Source organism: Methylomarinovum tepidoasis, assembly GCF_030294985.1.
Lineage (GTDB): Bacteria > Pseudomonadota > Gammaproteobacteria > Methylococcales > Methylothermaceae > Methylohalobius > Methylohalobius tepidoasis.
This window is the reverse complement of sequence record NZ_AP024718.1, coordinates 1,530,731-1,550,619: the sequence shown is the minus strand read 5'-3', so window position 1 is coordinate 1,550,619 and position 19,889 is coordinate 1,530,731. Positions and strand designations below refer to the sequence as shown.

Below are 19,889 nucleotides of genomic sequence, written 5' to 3'. Positions count from 1 at the left end.
GACCTCCTCATTGATCGAACACGTGGCAGGCCCCGCACAGCTGCCCGTCCTTGGCGGGCAGGCGCAACAGGGCCTCCTTCCGAATCTGGCGATAACGGAACGTCAGCGGCCGCCCGTATTTGCGGCTCAGCTCGGCGAGCCGCGCCCCCTTGTCCTCGGCGAGGGTCTTTTCCCACGGGCTGTCGCCGTAAACCGGCCCTTTCTCCACCTTGGCGCCGGCCACCTGATGGGCCGCCGGCAGATCCTTGCGGATCACCCCCGGCGGATGGGGGGTATGACAGGTGATGCAGGTCACCCGCCCGTCGCTGGTCAAAGGCAGGATCGCCTCCGGATGATCACGGAGGAACGTTTTCCGCTGTTTTTTCACCTTTTTCGAAGGTTTCACCTGATGCTCGAGGGCGTTGAGGTGGGGCGTCTTGAGATGGCACCCCCAGCACAGCTTGTCCGGCGGCGCCCGCAGCTTGACCTCCTCCAGGCGGTAGCGGCGGTCGCGTTCAGGCGCCTTCTCGTGGCAATAGAGACAGTGGTCCTTCCTGATCCCGCCTTTGTCGTCCAGCATGGCGTGGATGTTGGGGCGCTGGTGGCTTTCCTGATCGTGGCAGCGGAAACAGAACCGGGTCAGATCCCGGTAGGGACCGCCGCGGAGAAAATTGGGATCGTCCTTGTCCACCTTGTCGAAATCCTTTTTGTCGATGTCCTTGATGCCGTGGCATACCGGACAGGTGAGCTTGCGGTCGGCGGGAAGCGGCAGCGCAGGATCGACCTGCATGGAATCCGGCACACGGATATCCACCAGATGATGCAACGGCGGCACCTTGGGCTTTTCCGCCGCCACGGAAGCCACCATCAGCGCAAGCCCCCAGAGAAACCGTCTCATAATCCCACCTGGGCCGCACGTCCGTGGGTGTGACACAAGGTGCAGTTGGCGCCGACCTGATGCACGCCATACAAGCCGTTGCCGGTATCGATCAGGGCGTCTTCCACCGGCGTTTCCATCTGGTGGCACAACACGCACAACTGGGAATAATCGCCGATGTCGCTGAACACCCGCACCGGAATCCCCGCATCGCGGAATGGGAGCAGGAAAGCGCCTTTGCGGCTGTCGTCGATGATCAGCTTGGGATTTTCGGTGCCGTGCATGGCGTGACACTCGGTGCAGGCGAGCACCGCCGGATAGCGGTAAGGGGGGCGCAGGCCGGCGTAGGTGCGCTGGCCGCTGCCCCTGGGGTAGCCGTGGGTGTCGATATGGCGCCAGTCTTCCTCGATGGCGATCAAGGGATCGCGGTAATCGAAAGCGCGCAGCGCGAAACCGGGCTGCTGATGGTCGCGGTTGTGGCAGCGCAGGCAGAACTCGGATTCGTGGCGGTAGGGATCGGCCAGGCCGGTGGCGTCGGGAATCCGCGTCAGATCCACGTTCCGTTCCCACACCCCGTCCATATCGGCCGCCTGATGACAGACCAGACAGTCCTGATCGGTCAAGGGGCGGTCGGCAAGGCGGTCGAAATCGTGGGTATGGGCGCCGGTTTGAAGCGGGGACAACGGCAGATCACGATCATTGTGACACACCAGGCAGGGACGCTTGGCGGCGGCGCCGTTGTCACCGTGGCAACCCGTGCAGGTGTCAAACCCCTTGTTCCGCACGATGCCGCGGATATGCGGGGCGTTTTTATGAATCAGCGACAGCACGTGGCAGGCCTGACAGCGGGATTTGCCCCAGCCTTCATGGCGTTCGGTCAGGAGCACTTGATTGCGCGCCAAAGAGACATCCCGTCCCTTGGCCGCCGCCACGCCTGCGGCCAATAGCAGCATGATCACCAGCCACCCGAATCTCATCGCCGCCTCCGGTGGCAATTGTCACAGTAGAAATTGTTGTGGCAGCGGCCGCAGTTGGCGGGCATGGTGCGTGCCTCCATGCCGTGCAGGGTGAGGTAGCCGAGGGGGTGGTAACCGGTACCGGAGATCTCGCGGCGGAAATGGCAGTCGGTGCAGAAGGACAGCTCCAAATGGCACTCGCGGCAGGCGTTCTCGTCGCGCCGGGCGGCGGTGGCGTGATGCTGGACATAGCCGAAATTGTGATCGGCCGGCCAGATCCTGGTCTTGTCGGGATGACACAGCTCGCAGCGCCACGGCGCCCGCCGTTCCACCACGTGGCAGTCGTGACACACCGCCTTGAGGGGTTCGTTGACCACCGCGCTCAGGTCTTTCAGCAGCTTGAGATCCTTCTCGTCGGTCTTCTGGAACGAATGACACAGCATGCACATGTCCCCTTCCTGCTTCATGACCGCCATGTGGACGTTGTGGGGAAAGTAGATGTCCGGCTTGCGCGCCTCCCGCTTCTCCCACCAGCGCTTTTCCCTGGCGGTTTCGGCGGCCTGCCCGCCCAACCAGCACAGCAACAGCATCAACAGGACCAGACGCATGGCTTCCCCTTGGGCTGAAAACGGTCGAGGTAGTAGATCACCCGCACCGCGCCGACGTAATCGTCGCGGCGCCGGCTGTTAGCGATGTAGGACAGGCTGGTTTGCACCGTCCAACCGCTGCCGATGTGGTAACGGAAACCGGCCTCCCCGCCCCGAACCCAGTTGACGCCGTAAAGCCATTTCTCCTCCCGCCGGACGGCGCCGTTGATCCACGCTTCCAAACGGGAGCTGAAGGCATGGCGGATCTGGCCGTAGCCGCTGTGGGCGCGGTCGTAACCGATTTCCAGAAAATCGTAACGCAGCGCGAAAACGGTGTCGCGCCAGCGGTAATCCCCCCCGCCGATCAGGCCGTAACCGTCGAAACCGTCCGCCTTGGTGGCCCGCTGTCCCCCCAGGTAATAATGAAGGGACGGCCGGGGGCGGTGGTGCAGTTCGGCGCGGAACAAACTCTGCTCTCCCAGGGCGTAGGCGCTGACGAAGCGTTCTCGAAAGGTGGGAAACGGCGAGCGGGGCCGGTAGTACTCGTAATTGGTGCGAAAGCGCAAGGCCGGCGTCAGGTCGATGAAGCCGTTGAACCAGACATCCTCGAAGCGGCGACGGTCGAAACGGTAGGTGGCGCTCAGGGCCGCTTCCCAAGCCTGCCGTTCTCCCCGGTTTCCCCGTACCGAAGCGGTGCCCTGGAGACGGCGGGACAACCGGTGATTGCGGAACGCCTGATAAGCGAACACCGTCCGGTAACCCCGCCAACAGAATCCCCGCCAGCAGCGGTCTTTTGCTTCGTCGCGCTCCAGGGTGACGCCGAATACCGAATCGCCTTCGATGCTGCGCACGTGATCGAGGCGCAGCGGCCGGCCGCCGTACCACTGAACCTGCCACCCCTTTAACCGATAATCCAACTGACCGCCGTCCAACAGGTAAAACCCGGCCAGATCGGCGCGCTGGAACCGCCCCAGCCGCAATGCCCCCTGGAATCTGGGCCACAATCCTTCCCAGAAGGCCTGATACAGGCGGCCGCCGCTGTCGTCGCTGAGGCTGGAAAGGCGGCCGGCCCAGGAGGCGTGGGCACGCCAGCGGCCTGGCTCGAGCAGCTCCGCATCGCCCCATATCTCTCCCAGGATCCGTGGGCTGGTGTTGAAACGGTTGTCCACCTGAAACTTGCTTTCCAGCATGGCGCTCAGACCCGCCGCCCCGGCGCCGCCACAAAGAAACATCCCGACCAGGACCAGAAGGCGGCGCATCGCAACTTCAGCGGCTTTCTTCCGTGGTCACGGTGTAAAAATCCCCGCCGCGGCGTTTCTTGGCCATCACCGCCCAGGTCACCAGGGAAGCTGCCACCACCGCGCAACTGCCGCAGCCGGAGCAGAGGCCCTGCTGGGGAACCGTACAGCGGGTCGCCAGCCCCGCCTGGCCGCCGGCGATTCCAACGCCGGCCAGCCAGGGAACCGTTTTGAACCAAAGTGTTTTCAGCATTTTTCTCCTCCGCAAAAGGAGGGACCCCGCGTGGGGGCCCCTGAAATCAAGGCAGTTCTGAACAAGGGCGTTCAACCGGGGGGAAGCAGAAGGTTTTCTTCCCCCCTTCTCTCAACGATCGACCACTGCAAAGAAGCCGGGCTGGTCGGCCAGGAAGATCACGTAGCCATCCTCCACATCCAGGTCCGGGTTGGATACCTGGGAGCCTGGCAGCCGTTCTCCACTCGCCTGGGTCGCCGGCACGAAGTCGACGATGTCCTGCGGATCGATGCGGTGGATTTCCCGGCCGTCCACCGACATCAGCACCTCGATGCCGTTGACGTTTCCGGCCCTGCCGCGGTAAGGCAGCTTCACGATCAACCGGTTGCCGAACAGATCGGTTATGGCCCGCTTGTGATCGTCCAGCATGCTGACGTGGATCACATCGGAGGCCAGGTCACCGAAGCCGCGGCTGTGCAGCAGGTCGGTGAGCTGGGCCGAACGCGGGAACAGCAACAGCTCGGCGCGCCACTTCGGCGCCAAAGCGTCGGTCACGGTGTTGACCGGCAGGGCGACGATGGTCTTGCGCAGGGTGTCCTTGCCATAACGAGGCACCAGGGCATACAGCGGCGTGTCTTCGCCATAGCGCTGACCGTACTGTCTGACCGTTTCCGGCGGCAGGCCGCTCAACCCCGTCACCCGCTTCAACGGCATCTTCCGCAGGAAACCACCGAAGAAGCGGCTTTCCGGCGCGTCGTTGACGGTCATGAACGGATTCGCCAGGGTAGTGAACAGAATGTCCTTTTCGTTTTCATAAATGGCGCCGTCGCCGTCGATGCGCATGTAGGGCATTCCCAGCACCACCACGCCTTCTTCCACCAGCTTCGGATCCGGCAGCGTGGCCACATACTTGCTGTTTCCCGATCCCAGGATGCCGTCTTCCTTCAGCAGCGAGCTGTAGGAACCGTCCTGTTTCCGGGCGTGGCAGTCGCCGCAGGGAACCGAATCGGCCGCCGGACGGACGTTGTGGGAGATGATGTACTCGTTGGATTCCAACCACACCAATTTCACATCCGGGTTGCGGCCGTTCAATTGTGGCCCGTGACGCATCTGCATCAGCTTGTCATAGGCGCGCTTGAGAGAGCGGTAACCGTCGGCGTCCGTCGGATCTCCAATCCGCAGGCTGCCATGGGAGACGCGCCCCAACACCGTACCCGGCAGCTTCTCGCCGGTCTCCGGATCGACGATATCGAAAACGAAGTTGCGGCCGTCCTTGATCGGTTCGCCGTTCTCATCCACTTGCTGTTTGGTGACCAGGCCGCGCTCGTAGCGGGTCAACGCCCACCCGGTGGTGGTGTCGATCCACAGATAGCGCAGGCGCGGGTTGTAGGGGACGATCTTGCGCTTGCCGTCCACATCGTCCCGGTAGCGGTACATGATCTGCAACGGCCTGCCACCCCGTCCCTTTTTGCCGGTGATGTGGCAGGTCTGGCAATTGAGGACGTTGAAGTGGGTCTGCACCACCCGGTTCAGGCTTTGCTGACTGTAGCCGGTCATGTAGCCGCTGTTCTTCCAGCGCTCCAGGTGGGCCGCCAGCAGGCTGTCCTGACCGGACGGAATCACCGCCGGCTCGCCGCGCGGGTTCCTGCCCTCCACGTGACAGTATTCGCAGGTGCGAAGGTCGGCGGAGAAGTCCAGGTCGTTGCGGATGTCCATATCCGAGTTGCCCTTCATGAAATTGTGATCCTGGTCCAGATTCACGTTCTCATGGCGGGTCTTGAGGTAGGCGCGGCTGTGGCAGACATTGCAGTTGTCCATGATGCGCGATTCGCCGTGCCAGTACTCGCCCAGGTCCTTGTCCTTGTGGACGTCGTCCTGGTAATCCTCCACCAGGGTGCCGTCCTCGCCCAGCTCCATGCGGGCGTTGTCGCCATAACCGTAGAAACCGCGGCGGGAGTTGCTAGTTACGTGACAGGACATGCAGTTGTCGCTCTCCGGGAAGCGCAGCATCTTGACGTGGATACGGCCGTTCTCGTCGAAGGCTTCCGGATTCCAGTGAATCACCGGATTGCCGTCCTCTCCGGTTTTGAGCTCGTAGCTTTTTCCGTCCTCGCTCCAATCCCGCTCGATGGTCAGGAGCTGCTTGCCGTCGACAGTGGGAACGAATTCCCAGGCGGTGTTGGCAGCGTAGCGAAACCAGCCGCCGCTGATGAACTCGCGCCGGGCGTTGCGGTAGGCGCCAATGATGCCACGGCTCAGGGACATGCGCTCGTCAGGCAGTTTCACCTCGTCGGGACTCATGTGGCACCACATGCAATCGGCCTCCAGAAGGCCGCTCTTGTGCCAGTCCCACTTGGCCACCACGCTTTTGTCGGTCTTCTGGTTGTTCTCGTCGGTGCCGCGGTTGTAGTAGTCGCCATCCCACAAGGGAATCGTAGCCGGATCGCGATCGGTATAGCGGATGCCTTCCCGGTCCTTCTCGCCGAAACCGCCACCGGCATGGCAACTGGAACAACCGATGAAACCGGCCGCCCCGTAGTCCCGGATCATTTCCTTATAACCGTTGCTCTTGTTGGCCAGGAAGGTGGGGATGCTGCCCCCCATGCAGTTGAAGCCCCCGAACCAACCGGGGCTGACCAGGGATTTGGCCCCCAGGAAAGGACTGAACTTGCCGAAATCGTCGCGCGCCTCGTCCCGCCCCATTTCGAAGTGGTAGGCGGAGGTGATCTTGTCGTAATCGTGACAACCGGATCCAGCGCAGCTCTTTCTTGGGCTGTAGGGCATGCCGCTTTCGAGCACATGCTTCCCGTTCTCGTCCAGCAAGGGGATCGCCGGATGCTCCACCGGTTTGTCGATCCAGTTGACCTTGGCCTGTGCCGGGCCGAATCCGAGCCCGAGCAGAAGCCACACATATCGTTTTTTCATGTTCCCCCTCATTCAAGGTTTGCTTTGCGATGGATGGCCGATAAAGCGGCTACGACCTGGTCTCCTGCATTTAGCAAAATCCGGTCCAATATTGCTTACCCATTGAATTCAAACAGATTGCAGATCGTGCCGGTGGATGCGCGGGAACATAAAATGCGGCATATGCCGCAAATATGCGGCATATGCCGCATAAGAGCACGTCGCACCTTTGCAAGTAGCTGGATTTCCTGATGTTTTTCCGTGGCGTGTAATTTGCCTTATTACTCGGTAAGTTTTCCACAACACTCGAAGAATGAAGATGAAACAAATGCCTCACGGCAGCCACCATCCCGGCGAAGACACGCCCACCGATAACGGCGGAGCCTGAGCTTGCACCGCTATCGCCTGATCGTCCTGCTGCCGCTCGCTTTGAGCGGCGCTGCAAGTTCCGGGGAACTAGATCGTAACCAACGGCTGCTGCCCACCGACCCCGGCGACAACCGCCGTTTCGGCCAAATCCTGGCCTTGACGGAAGACAGCGCCGCCGTGGCCGCTTCGGGGCGGGTGATCGTCTACGAACGGGACTATCCCCGCCCCGGCCTGTGGGGCGAGGCGGCCGTCTTGCGCGCCGATGCCCCCGGTTTCGGCGAACAGGTCGCTCTATCCGCGGCCGGTTTGGCGGTCGCCGCCCCGGACGGGGAAAACGGTGGCCGGGTACATCGCTACCGGCGCGACCAGACGGGCCGGTGGCAGCATCAGGAAACCCTGCAATCTCCGGATGCCGGGAGCGGAGACCGCTTTGGAGCGGCGCTGGCGGCGGCTGGAGAGTGGCTCGCGGTAGGAGCACCGGGAGCCGACGCCGGTGGTGCGGTCTTCCTGTACCGTTGCCGGGAGAACTGCACCCTGATCCAGCGTCTGACCGATCCCCAGGGAGAATTCCAGGCGGACTATGGCGCTTCCCTGGCGCTGGCCGGAGACGGGCTTGCCGTGGGCGCGCCGGCCCGGGACGTGACCCCGTTTCAGGGCCGCATCGTCCCTGCCGGAGACCTTTCCACCCATGCCTTCGCCATCGCCAAGGGGGACGCCCCTTTCTGTGGCGAGGATGTGGGGGTGGTGTATCTGTATCGCCTTTCCGAACTGGCCGCCGGCGCCACTACACCAGCGGCGACCCTGGCGCCGGGGGACGCGGAATGCCTCCAAGATTACGGTGCGGCGCTGGCGTTGCGGGACGGCAAACTGGCCGTCGGCTCTCCCGGCAAGGACGTGGGCGACACCCTGGCCACCGGGGTCGTCTATCTCTACGGTTATGACGGATCCCGATGGCAACCTCAGACCATTCTGGCCTCAGACCGTCCAGGCGAAGACGGCCGGTTCGGCGCGGCTCTGGCCTGGCAAGGAGAACGATTGCTGGTCGGCGCGCCTCGGGAAACCGGCAAACGTTTCCGCACGGGGGTGGTCCATCGCTTCAGCCAGGTTGCCGAAGCATGGCAGGATGCCCCCCTGGAACTGGCGCAAGGACGGGCCTACGACCGGTTCGGCGCCAGCCTGGCGGTGGCCGGAAAGCACCTGTGGATCGGCGCCCCCGGCAGGCGTCTGGGGGATAACGCTGAAGGCGCCGTCTTCCGCACCGGTTCCACGGCACTTCCGCCTTCCGCCCGCTTCGACTTCGACGACGGACGCCTGATGCTCGACGGCGTGGGCATCTGGGAAGCCGGCCGGGGCTGGTACCGGGCGATCCTGGCCCGCGATCCCCAGGGGCCCGGATGGCAGTTCCGGTTGCAGGAACTGACGCCCACGGAAGCGCCGGCTCACCCGGCCCGCTACCTGCCGGACAGCGGCCGCCTGCACATCCCGTCGGTCCGTGTGCGCTTCCCCGACGGCCACCTGGACACTTTCACCGTCGATCTGCGCCAGATCCCCGATACGCCTTCCCTGACTTTCCAGCTGGAAACCGTAAGATGAACATCCGACCGGCAGCCATCCTGGCGATGGCCGCACTTTCCTGTCCTTCTCCCCATGCCGCCGCACCGGCTGACTACCACGACAGCGATGCCACCCTGACCGTGCCCGGCGTCATCGCCGGACAAACCGCCTATTGCAACGTCACCCTAGAGCGCCTTGCCGAAGACCGCTGGCAATTCGCGCTCACCGAACTGTCCGTCTGTGACCAGACCCCCGAAGACGGCCCCGTTTACGATGCCGCCACCGGGACGCTCCAACTGCCGGTGACACTCGCCGAACGCCCTGGCGCCCCCCGTTTTCAAGTACGTCTGACGCAGGTTCCGGGCCTTGGCGGGATTCAGTTCCTGGTGACCGAGGCTTACCCGGAAAACGGCGATCCCGGTTACCGATACCTGGCGGAAACCGAAGGCCGGCTACGGCTACGGAACCCGGAGGATTTCTCCCAGTTGGCGGCCAGCGCCGGAATCGGCGGCGCCGAAGAGGTCAAGTTCGTCATCACCGACATCGACACCGGCCACCCCCTGCTCCACTTCCAGAACAGCCGCCGCTACTCGCTCCACTTCGATTTCGTCCATGATGCGCTGGGGTGGTATCCCGAGCTGGCACGGGACGAAGCGATCGCCCGCTTCAACGCCGTCAGCTACTTCAGCCAGGGGCGGCGCAATCTGGTCGGCTCCGTGGTCCACTACCCTCAGAACGACCGCTACGCGCTGGAGTTCTGGCCCACCGACCCGGTGCCGGTTTCCGGTATCCGTGCGGCCTTCCGTCTGCTCCAGCAGGCCATGCCGTTCGCCGCCGACCGGTTGATCTATCATCCCCTGGGCGTCACCCAGGAAACCCTGGCCCGCGAACACGGCGACGCACTCGCCGGCGACGGCATTCCGCTGATGTTCTCCACCGAGCTTTTCGCAGACACCGACAGCGCCGTCCTCAACCCCGGCGACAGCTATGGCCGTCTGCGGCTGGTCCGGCCGGGCGACCCGCTTCCCTCGGCCCGTGACGTCGCCATCTTCACCTACGTCCCCAACGACCTGAAACGGGTGGCCGGCATCATCACCGAAACGCCCCAGACCACCCTGTCCCACATCAACCTGCGGGCCAAACAGGACCGGCGGCCCAACGTCTATCTTCGAAACGCCGCCACCCGTCCTGACATCGCCCCTCTCATCGGCCAATGGGTGCATCTTCACGCCGACGCCGACGGCATCCGTCTGGAATCGGCCAGCGAGGCGGAAGCACAGAACTGGCTCGACGGTCTGCGGCCCACTCAGGTTCAGGTGCCGGAATACGATCTAAGCGTCACCGAACCGCTGCCGCTGACGGACATCGGCTTTTCCGACTGGCGCGCCTTCGGGGTCAAGGCCGCCAACGTCGCCGAGCTGGGGAAGATCCTCCCGGAAGGAGTAGCCCCCGACGGCTATGTCCTCCCCTTTTCCCTCTACGACCGCTTCATGGCCCTGCCCCGCTGCGGTAAGGCGCAAACCACCCTGTGTCCGCCGGGAGAACACGGACCTTCCTTTTACGATCAGGTCCGGGCGCTCCTGGCCGACGCCCGGTTCCAGGATGATCCGGAATACCGCAGCGCCCAGCTCAAAACCCTGCGCAAACGGATCAAAAAAGGCGAGGCGCCGGACGATCTGATCGCCGCCATCGAAGCCGTCCGCCGTTTCTGGGAACCCGGCGGACCGCCTTTCCACCAGTCGCTGCGCTGCCGTTCCAGCACCAATAACGAAGATCTTCCCGGCTTCAACGGCGCTGGCCTCTATCGTTCGACCACCCACAAGGCCGACGAGGGGGCGCTGATCGAGAGCGTCAAGAAAGTCTGGGCCAGCCTATGGAACGATGGGGCGTTCGAGGAACGGGCGTTCTGGCGCGTCGATCACCTGCATACCTACATGGGAGTGCTGATCCATCCCAACTACGGCGACGAGCAGGCCAACGGGGTGGCCGTAAGCGCGAATCTCTACAATGCCGGCTGGCCCGGCTTCACCGTCAACGCCCAGTACGGGGAAATCTCGGTCACCAACCCCAAACCCCTGGAAATCGGCGGCGAGACGGTCTTTCCTGTTCCGGACGAGTTCCTGCTGGTCCGGTTGCCGGGAGCGGAAAGCACCGACACCTGGGAAACTCTGTACCTGCGTCACAGCAACGTCACCGAAGTCTATGGCCAGCCGGTCTCGGAAACGGTGCTGCGCCGGGAAGAGATCGCACAGTTGCGTCATTACCTGACCCTCATCCACCACCACTTCAAAAAGCGCTACGGCGGCGAAGACGATTTCGCCATCGAGATCGAGTTCAAGATCACCGAAACCGACGACGGCAGCCGCGGCCATCTGGCCATCAAACAGGCCCGGCCTTGGATTCGATGACCGCGTTCAGGTACGGATCAGCGGCGCCTTCCACCGCCGCGCCGGGGCATGGCACGTGGCGCCCGCATGGGCTGTATCGAGGGTCGCGGCCTTGGCCGACCGATGTTGCTGGGTGGCTTGGGGCGTGATGGGGCGCCGGGCGTGGTGATGGGGCGCCCCGGAAGCGGCCTGGGGTTTGCCGGTTGAATGGGCGTGACGGGCTTGGGCCGGTCGGGATGATGGTGGTGATCGTCGTCGTCCCAGCAGCAGGGATAAGGATAGTAGTCCCAGCCGGAACCGTAATAGGGGTAGCCGTACCAGACGCCGACGCTGGTGTAACCGATGCCATCCGAGGTGCAGCCGCTGAGAAGCAAGGCGATGCCCGCCGCGGGGAAGGCCAGCAGTCCTCTGAGAGGCTTTTTCATGATCAGTGCACCTCCTTGCCTGACGGGAAGACCCAGCGCTGCAGGATGAGCATGGCGCCGCCGTTGTCGGCGATGAGCGCGGTATCCTCGCTGGCGCCCTCTTCGCCGGGGACCAGCAGCACGCGACCGCCGAGCTTGCGGACCTTGTCGAGCAGGCTGGCGGGATCCTTCACTCTCACCACGGGCACCCAGCGGCCGGCATAGGCCTTCTGCCTGATGGAGCGAATTCCGGCACGCCATCGCCCTTCGTCGATGAGCACCACGTAGTCGTCTCCCTGCAGTGCCCCTTCGTACTGCCCCACTTCCGTGTAGAAACTCACCAAGGGACCGGGCTCCAGCGTCCAGACCTCGTTCCACAGCCAGTCGCCGATGCCGGGTTCGCGGTCCATCGGATCGCCGCCAGTGGCATGGAGCAGCAGTAATTGGGCGCCCGCAGGATCGCCGATGAGCACGGCGCGCCCACGTTCGCCGAGTGACATGGGACCATTGATGAGCGTTCCGCCGTTGGCCTGCACCGTTTCGGCAGCGCGGTCCACATCCTCCACCGACATGAAGGCGAGCCACTGGCTAGGCACCGGCCGGGCCTTGCCGGTCCCGGGGCGAATGGCAACGATGCCGCCGATCAGCCGGTCGCCGTTGTAAATCTGGATGTATTCGCCGCGATTGCGGAAGGACCAGCCAAGGAGCTCACCATAAAAGGTCTGGGCCGCCACCTCGTCCGTCGTGAGCAGGTCATGCCAGACGAACTTCCCGGGATGATGTTCACCGGTAGGCTGTTCGGTGATCGGGGGCAGCAAGAACGCTTCGCCGGTCCCACCCTGTTCCCCGAGCGTGGAGCACCCGCCGATGAGCAGCAGGGCCAGCAGGAGAATTCCGGCTGCGGGCCGGTAGCCGGTGGGTCTGATTGGCATGTTCGGATCGTCCTTTGTCTGCGCCTTAGCGGGGAAACTATATCACATGGTTTTTGACGCCCGGGGGCTTTCCCTGGCGTTTCTTGTTGGCGGACCCGGCGACGGCAATCCACACTAGGCTGGTCACCACGTGCAGATAATTCGGGTGGAACACCGTAAGGATATCTACCGATCCTCTCCTTGAACCGCCGGCCACGCCCACAGATCGTGATCGCCGGAAGCGGTGATCTCCACCTTGGCGAACTGGCCGGGGCGCAGCTCCTGGCCGTCCTCGATCACCACCACCCCGTCGATTTCCGGAGCGTCGCCATAGCTTCTGGCGATGGCGCCTTCTTCGCCGACCTCGTCCACCAGCACCGTCTCCACCCTGCCGACCCGCGCGGCCAGCTTGTCGGCGCTGATCTCCGCCTGCAGCGCCATCAGCTCAGCCAGCCGTTTCTCCTTGACTTCCTCCGGCACCGGATCGGGCAGTGCGTTGGCCGCCGCCCCTTCCACCGGGGAATACTTGAACGCCCCCACCCGATCGAGCCGGGCCTCTCGCAGGAAATCCAGCAGCTGTTCGAACTCGGCGTCGGTCTCCCCCGGAAAGCCGACGATGAAGGTGCTGCGCAGCACCAGATCGGGACACACCCGCCGCCAGAACTCGATCCGCCGCAGCGTGTCCTCGGCATCGGCCGGGCGCTTCATCAATTTGAGAATCCGGGGGCTGGCGTGCTGCAGCGGCACGTCCAGATAGGGCAGGATCCTTCCCTCGGCCATCAGGGGAATCACCTCGTCCACGTGGGGATAAGGGTAGACGTAGTGGAGCCGCACCCACACTCCCAGCTCCCCCAGCCCCCGGGCCAGATCGGTCAAGCGGGTCCGGAAGCGGCGGCCGCGCCAATCGTCCTCCCGGTACTTGAGATCGGCGCCGTAGGCGCTGGTGTCCTGGGAAATGACCAACAGCTCGCGCACCCCTGCCAGCACCAGCCGCTCGGCCTCGGCCAGCACCTCGCCGACCGGGCGGCTGACCAAGGGCCCGCGCAGGGAGGGGATGATGCAGAAGGTGCATTTGTGGTTGCAGCCCTCGGCGATCTTCAGGTAGGCGTAGTGGCGCGGGGTCAGCCGGATCCCCTCCGGCGGCACCAGGCTGGTGAAGGGGTCGTGGGCCGGCGGCAGGTGACGGTGGACCGCGTCCATCACCCCCTCGTAGTCGTGGGCCCCGGTCACCTCCAGCACGCCGGGAAAGCGTTTCCGGATCCTGTCGGCCCGCTCCCCCAGGCAGCCGGTGACGATCACCCGGCCATGCTCGTCCAGAGCCTCGCCGATGGCCTCCAGAGACTCGGCCACCGCCTCCTCGATGAAACCGCAAGTGTTGACCACCACCAGATCGGCCTGATCGTAGGCGGGGGAAATCTCATACCCTTCCGCCCGCAGGCGGGTGAGGATGCGCTCGCTGTCCACCAGCGCCTTGGGGCAGCCGAGGCTGACGAAGCCGATCCTGGGGAACAGTGTTTTTTCACTCATAGCGGGAAATCCAAATGAGATGACTCATTATAAGAGATTGGAAGAAATTGCCTTCGGGCCAAATCATCCGTATGCTGTTTTTCATGAATACCCCATCCCGGCCTGACATTGATCTCCATCACAGCACCTCCCTAGAGGCACCCTATTACCCACATCTCCTGCAACTCATAGAAATCAATGTCTTATCCGTTTTTTCTGCGGGAACTTGATCTCGGCCGTCTGGATGGCAGTCACGGCCTCCACGTAGGCGCTCAGTTTGGTCATGCCCTGCCACAAGGCTTTGGGGCCGGGCGGGGGATCGTTCTTGCGTCCCAGCCAGCCGCCAAAGCCAGCTACGAGACGGACGATCGTGCCCAAATCCGGCGGCTTCGAGGGTGGTGGGGTGCCCTAGAGGAGGCAGAAAAAGTGACCGGGAGCCTTAAAAAGCAGTATATAATTCCGTAAAGATATGTATATTATAACGCAAAGTCAGGAGAGCCTTCCATGCGCGCAAATCCACCACTTGCCATAGCACTTCTTTGCTCAGCCCCGTTGCTCGCAGCTGAACCTCTTCAGTCACTCGACCAATTTAAACACGAAATTATCACGGAACTGCTATCAGATCCTCGACTGCGGCAAGTGATTCGCGAGGAAATTCGCGCACAGGAAAAGCGCCGGGCACTGGCGAGAATACAAAATAAGATGGAAAGACAGAAAGCTCAAATTGAGCGCCTGAAAAAACATTTACGCCCCATTGACCCAAAACGCGACCATATTTATGGAAACCCAAATGCCCCGGTCAGCGTGATCGAATTCTCTGACTTTGAATGCCCCTATTGCCGAAAAATACATCCAACCCTAAAAAAACTGGTGCACGATTCCCGGGGCACGATAAATTGGGTTTTTCGCCATATGCCGGCAGATTTCCACAATCCAAACGCAAAAATGGAAGCAGAAGCCGCTGAATGCGCAGCTTACTTGGCAGGCAACGAGAGCTTTTGGATTTTTTCCGAAAAGCTGTTTCTACAACCCAAGCGGGGAAAGCAGGACCGGCAGGCCGCCATTCGCCAGGCTGCAAAGGCCGCAGGCATATCATTTGACGACCTATCCTCCTGTGTTTCAGAAGGTCGTTTCCGTACCAAGGTCGAGCAGGATGCTGAAGAGGCAAAACGGCTGGGGTTGATCGGAACCCCGGCAAACATTCTGGTCCATCACACTTCTGGACGGATGATCTTGCGCCAAGGAGCCGCCTCACTACTCCGTCTGCGGTTGGATATTGCCAAATTAAATGCCGCCCAGGAAAAACCCGGCCATTGAAGGCCGGGTTTCTTGTCAGATTAAATATTCACTTACCAAGCGTTTCACCACGCCTCATCGCTGCTTTACGATCCACCTCTTTCTTGAGTTTTCTTGCCACCTGTTCGGCCCGATACCGGGCACGGACAACCTCTTGTCGCTTACGCACTTCCAACATTTTCTGTCGCACCAGATCCCTCTCGGCAGGAGGCTGGTTTTGTTCAAAGGCCGTCACACTACCACTTAAAGACAAGATCAGGAAGCTCAGTATCCTTTTTTTCATTGGTCATTACCCTCATCAATGTAGAGCATGAGGAGGGGGGGGTGCCCCCTCCTCTGCGAAAGTTTATTTAATCCATGAACATCACCTCGGGCAACGGCGGCCGGTCAAAACGGATGACCCGGGGACTGCCTGATTCAGGACGGCAATGACTGATCGGCATTGCCAAAGCATAATAATAACCATAGTAATCACTCCAGCCTATCCAACCCGGGTAAATTCCGTCAAACGAGAAGCCTCCCATGGGATCAGTGGTCACAACCAGGCTGTTAAATTCGCCAGTCGTCCACTCATTCCACAAATCCACCTCAACACCTGCCACAGGTTGTCCGTCCCAGCCATAGGCGGTACCCGTCACCTGGCAAGTATCGGAACCGCCAAGGTCGATATAAACCGTTTCGTTATTTTCAGTGATCAAGGCCCCACCTGAATAATAAGGGGAATCTGAAGAGACATAAACCAGCCCCAGAGGAATCCCTGTAAAAGTCACCTGGCCATTGCCGTCCGTGGTTGCACTTGAGCTGTTTCCATTATCACTCCAGAGACTGACCCCTACATTCGCAAGTGGATTCCCATCACCATCAAAGACCGTTACCACCACCGAGGCACTACCTGCAGGACCGAAATCCTGCCGGGCGCCGTCCGTGCTGGGCATTACCGTATAGAGCCAGTAGCCGCTGCCTGTCCCAGTTTCATACCCCATCATAGAAATCTCTCCGAGGGGAACGGATACCGGCCCATATGAGCCGGAGCCTTCAGGGATGGAAATCTGGGTCCAATCATAACCAAAATAGTCACCATCATAGCTATAGCGCCACAGGTCAATGGAATCATAGGAACCAAGCAAAGCACCTTGCAATGCACCCCAGACAACCGGCAAATGAATATCGTGCTGGCAATGAATCCCATCTGACAATTCGGAACAGCCAGAATATATATCTGGGTACAGATGTTCACTCCTGCTCCAGGATTGAGCCTCATGCTCATAGGGAACCTCGATTGTAACTTCACCATAAGCGAATCCCTCCCCATAGTAGCCGGTGAAACAATCCGTCATGTCCGCTTCAATGTGGTAAGCACCGTTGTCATCCGTTGACAGCCACTGCGATTCACTGCAGCCATAGAATGTCATCGGAGCGTTGGGCATGGGATTTCCATCCGTGCCGTAAAGCGTTCCGTCAATGATGATCCAGTATTGACTCGGATGGACGGTGACCCAGTTTTCTGCAGTGCTGGTGTTGCCAGCTGCATCGCTGGCCGTTACCGTGATCTGGCACCACAAACCATATCCCGATACAGTGCTCGGCGACGTGAAGGTAGCGGTGAAAGTGCTCGGTGAGGGACCACTATCGGAATTTGGAACCAAACTGCCGCCGGTTCCATCCCAGCAGTTGTAACTCCATTCTACCGTCACGGGATCGACATCTTCCGGATCTGTCACGGTGACATGCACATCAGTGGATTGACCGATCAGCAGGGACTGATTGTCAATGAAGAAATCCGTAATCACCGGCGGATAGTTGATATCGGAAGACAGAGGCAAAACACCGTCGGCGCCTACATCCTGATAATCCAGATAACGACAGTTCTCCACATTCTGATTGGTCAGGCAGCTGCCCTGATCTTGAGGATCGTCGAACACGGCCGCATCGGCTATATTCTGGCTCAGGCTGTAAGTCCCATCACCATCACGCACCAAGTAATACTTGACTCCCGAGAGGTAGGTGTATACCCGGATTTGCTCGGTCTGAGTCGCACTGCTTTTCTTGACCGTGAGGGAAGAAATGGTGTCGCCACCGGTTTCAGGATCGTCGGCATCACGGTTACAAGCCCGTTCTGGCGAGGTTCCATTGTAAGTTACGCCTTCAGCATACCAATCCATAAAGTCCAGATCAGCGCCACTGTTTTCATCCACGAATTTATATTTGAAGCAGGAATGGGTATCGACCGGTTGATCGTAGTTCCACCAGGTAAAATGGCTGACCTGACCACAGATCATCAGCTGACCGTTGCGGTCTTCCACCGTTCCCTGTCCTTCTTCTATCCATAATCCACGACTCTCATCGTAATACCACAATGGCACGGTATCACCGACCTGCAACCCTGAAGTTGCCTTCATGCAAACCTCGGCGGTGCCTCCCAACTGATGGATAGGATTACCATCCTGGTCACGCAAATCAAATTCCATCATACCGAAGCTTTCCAATGGCACTGGCGCAGCATTGGGGTCGGAACCTGGCGGCAACGCAAGCAGATCACCGCCCGGTGCGGCATCCAGCTCAGTCTCCGGATCGAGATAAGTCACCGTCCCCGTCACCTTGGTCACACCGACCGGCAGAGCGTCGGTCGGGATCTTGAGCGAACCGACGGTTTGCCCATCTTCCTGAATGGGAACGCCTTGAGAAACATCATCGTCTTCCGTGATCTGATCGGAGACAGGATCAAGGCGCACGATTACTTCGTAATTCGTAGTTCCAGGGACCAGAACCGCCTTGGCATAGCCGCTGGAATATCCAGATGCCGATACACGGACGGGAAAGAACCGATTGAGACCATCGGTAGCCAATTCGTTCACGCTCACACCTGTTGCCGTGAAGCGACCTGCCGCATCCGTGGCGACCTGAACCGAATTGAGCCCGATGACCACACTGGCACCGGTCAGAGCGGCGCCACCACCATAGACCTCACCACTGACGCTGAAACAAGCGTTCTGGGGGTCATTGGGACACAGATCTTCCCCATCAGGAATACCATCTCCGTCGCTGTCGGCAGGCGCCACGAATACCTGCGCCTCCACCTCGTAAGCGAAACGCGCCCGACGTGGCTGGAACTTGATGGTCACTTGGCGCTGAGCACCGGGCTCAAGGACTTCTTCCGCAACAAGTACATCGAAATATGGCTGCCCATTCTCCTCCCCATCATCGTTGGTCACCGTGTGGGAGGCACTCGTCACCAGCAAACGAAGCGGGCCGGTGATCGCTTTACCCGACGTGTTGGTAAGGGTGTTGATCGTGTAGTAAACCCGCTCTCCAGTATCGTAGAAACGGCTGCCTTTCTCCACAGTCACCCCTGCGGCAGGTTGCCATTCCCCTGCAATGGCACCCGCCGCAATAGCTCCATGACTAAAGACAAGCGCAAGGAAGAAACTGAAAAGGCCGGCAATGGCGCTCCGGTTCCACGATGTTTTTCTGTTTGTCATCGTTCTCCTCCCAATCTGTCAGAAAGTTTTACGCCGCAGCAGCAGCATGCCCAGCCCCAACAATCCAAGAATGCTTGGTTCAGGCACGGCCGCCAGTCTTTCGGTTATCGTAACGTTGTCGATCAAGAGCGTGTCATCGCCACCAGCAATATTCTCCAGCGCGAAGAGGATTTCAACCGCTTTACCTGCAAACGCCGTCACATCGAAAGGCCCTGGAGACACATCCAGGTCCAACGGGGGCAGTCCCGATCCGGATTTATCAGTCAACTGGGCGTACCAATTATCACCCCCCGCCACATCGTCAAGCGAGACGCTGTAGTCGAAATCCAGCCACAAAGTACTGCCTGATGCAGAGAGCGTGGGCATGGTGAATTGTTGATACAGCGATAAAGCCCAACCAGTGCCAGTTTGATCATAATGAGTACTTAGTTTGGCTGCGTTTGTAAAACCCGCCTCGTTGACGATGGTGAAAGGATCCGGCGATGTGGATGCATCCATATCTGCCGCATCGAAATCCGTGATGTAATCTTCCTGCCCGGACCAACCAGTGAATCCTGAAGAAAAATCGCCATTTACAAGCGTGGCCGAAGCCGCACTACCCCACATCAGTCCCACCATCAATGCCAAGTGGTGCCATCTTGTTTTCATCTATGACCTCCTACCTTTTAAACAGATCAACTTGCACCTTAAATATTCGCAAAATCTGCGCCAGATAAAATTATTTTTTATAAAATCAATACCATATACAAGAAATTTATGGTTTTTTGAGACACAAGGCCCAGAGACTGTAAAAAATATCGACACTCATGACGGTGGTATCTGTAACACCAAGTCTTTCGGCACACGCCTGCAGCTGTAGCTTCAAGGGCACAGGGCCCCGACCGACGGTTTCGATCGGGAAACGCAGCTCGACCCGGGCCTGACACACGGGCAACGGCCGGCGGCTGTAAAAAATTCTGACACTTTGGGGCGGGGATAAGCGATGGGGTGGGGATAAGCGATCGGCCCGAGGCGCCAGCCGCGAGTAGGCAAGTCCAGGGCCAGGCGGGTGGGAAGGAGGTCTTGGCCCACTTCCGGACCGTTGAGGTACCAGCCGTCGGCGATCCTGAACCAGACCACGCATTCCCCTCCCCACAAAAAGCCGCTGACACGGACTTGGGCGCGAGCGGCCCACCACACCGGTCCCACCTCGCCCTGTTCGAACTCGCGC

At 60.6% G+C, this 19,889-nt stretch carries 15 protein-coding genes and 1 pseudogene; 3 read left to right on the top strand and 13 right to left on the bottom strand.

What is annotated here, in order from left to right:
* Positions 1 to 7: 7 nt before the first annotated feature.
* From MIN45_RS07805 to MIN45_RS07780, 6 genes are all read right to left on the bottom strand, one after another.
* On the bottom strand, positions 8 to 877 hold the full coding sequence (locus MIN45_RS07805) for a hypothetical protein (RefSeq protein ID WP_286291399.1): 870 nt from the start codon (positions 875 to 877) through the stop codon (positions 8 to 10).
* Positions 874 to 1,833 (bottom strand): cytochrome c3 family protein, encoded by a 960-nt coding sequence (locus MIN45_RS07800; RefSeq protein WP_286291398.1) that lies wholly within the window; start codon positions 1,831 to 1,833, stop codon positions 874 to 876. The genes MIN45_RS07805 and MIN45_RS07800 overlap by 4 nt, the downstream gene beginning before the upstream one ends.
* On the bottom strand, positions 1,830 to 2,420 hold the full coding sequence (locus MIN45_RS07795) for a hypothetical protein (protein WP_286291397.1): 591 nt from the start codon (positions 2,418 to 2,420) through the stop codon (positions 1,830 to 1,832). Before MIN45_RS07795 ends, MIN45_RS07800 begins: the two co-directional genes overlap by 4 nt.
* Positions 2,402 to 3,658, bottom strand: a complete 1,257-nt coding sequence (locus tag MIN45_RS07790; protein WP_286291396.1) for a hypothetical protein — start codon at positions 3,656 to 3,658, stop codon at positions 2,402 to 2,404. Before MIN45_RS07790 ends, MIN45_RS07795 begins: the two co-directional genes overlap by 19 nt.
* Positions 3,659 to 3,665: 7 nt before the next feature.
* Entirely contained in the window at positions 3,666 to 3,890 is a 225-nt protein-coding gene (locus MIN45_RS07785) for a hypothetical protein (protein WP_286291395.1), read from the bottom strand.
* Between the two features lie 111 nt (positions 3,891 to 4,001).
* The gene (locus MIN45_RS07780) at positions 4,002 to 6,794 is read right to left on the bottom strand and encodes a cytochrome C (protein WP_286291394.1); all 2,793 of its coding nucleotides are present in this window, start codon (positions 6,792 to 6,794) and stop codon (positions 4,002 to 4,004) included.
* A 369-nt stretch (positions 6,795 to 7,163) separates the two neighbouring features.
* Between MIN45_RS07780 and MIN45_RS07775 the strand changes: the two genes are divergently transcribed.
* Positions 7,164 to 8,735: a hypothetical protein gene (locus MIN45_RS07775; protein ID WP_286291393.1), complete on the top strand. Its 1,572-nt coding sequence runs from the start codon at positions 7,164 to 7,166 to the stop codon at positions 8,733 to 8,735.
* Positions 8,732 to 11,104: a PEP/pyruvate-binding domain-containing protein gene (locus MIN45_RS07770; RefSeq protein WP_286291392.1), complete on the top strand. Its 2,373-nt coding sequence runs from the start codon at positions 8,732 to 8,734 to the stop codon at positions 11,102 to 11,104. The genes MIN45_RS07775 and MIN45_RS07770 overlap by 4 nt, the downstream gene beginning before the upstream one ends.
* 17 nt (positions 11,105 to 11,121) lie before the next feature.
* Here MIN45_RS07770 and MIN45_RS07765 read toward each other — a convergent pair whose 3' ends face one another.
* From MIN45_RS07765 to MIN45_RS07750, 4 genes and pseudogenes are all read right to left on the bottom strand, one after another.
* Positions 11,122 to 11,508 (bottom strand): hypothetical protein, encoded by a 387-nt coding sequence (locus MIN45_RS07765; protein ID WP_286291391.1) that lies wholly within the window; start codon positions 11,506 to 11,508, stop codon positions 11,122 to 11,124.
* Between the two features lie 2 nt (positions 11,509 to 11,510).
* Entirely contained in the window at positions 11,511 to 12,419 is a 909-nt protein-coding gene (locus MIN45_RS07760; protein ID WP_286291390.1) for a VOC family protein, read from the bottom strand.
* A 165-nt stretch (positions 12,420 to 12,584) separates the two neighbouring features.
* Positions 12,585 to 13,925: a 30S ribosomal protein S12 methylthiotransferase RimO gene (rimO, locus tag MIN45_RS07755; RefSeq protein WP_286291389.1), complete on the bottom strand. Its 1,341-nt coding sequence runs from the start codon at positions 13,923 to 13,925 to the stop codon at positions 12,585 to 12,587.
* A gap of 174 nt (positions 13,926 to 14,099) precedes the next feature.
* Positions 14,100 to 14,294 (bottom strand): annotated as a pseudogene (locus MIN45_RS07750) (IS4 family transposase); the annotation flags it as partial.
* A gap of 114 nt (positions 14,295 to 14,408) precedes the next feature.
* On the opposite strand from MIN45_RS07750, the gene MIN45_RS07745 reads away from it, so the two are divergent.
* Entirely contained in the window at positions 14,409 to 15,221 is an 813-nt protein-coding gene (locus tag MIN45_RS07745; RefSeq protein ID WP_286291388.1) for a DsbA family protein, read from the top strand.
* A gap of 28 nt (positions 15,222 to 15,249) precedes the next feature.
* On the opposite strand, the gene MIN45_RS07740 is transcribed toward MIN45_RS07745, so the two are convergent.
* The 3 genes from MIN45_RS07740 to MIN45_RS07730 all read right to left on the bottom strand — a co-directional run bounded on the left by MIN45_RS07740 (position 15,250) and on the right by MIN45_RS07730 (position 19,327).
* Positions 15,250 to 15,483, bottom strand: a complete 234-nt coding sequence (locus tag MIN45_RS07740; RefSeq protein ID WP_286291387.1) for a hypothetical protein — start codon at positions 15,481 to 15,483, stop codon at positions 15,250 to 15,252.
* A 67-nt stretch (positions 15,484 to 15,550) separates the two neighbouring features.
* Entirely contained in the window at positions 15,551 to 18,679 is a 3,129-nt protein-coding gene (locus MIN45_RS07735) for a hypothetical protein (RefSeq protein ID WP_286291386.1), read from the bottom strand.
* Positions 18,680 to 18,697: 18 nt separating this feature from the next.
* Positions 18,698 to 19,327, bottom strand: coding sequence for a PEP-CTERM sorting domain-containing protein (locus MIN45_RS07730; RefSeq protein WP_286291385.1), 630 nt, complete (start codon positions 19,325 to 19,327; stop codon positions 18,698 to 18,700).
* Positions 19,328 to 19,889: the final 562 nt, after the last annotated feature.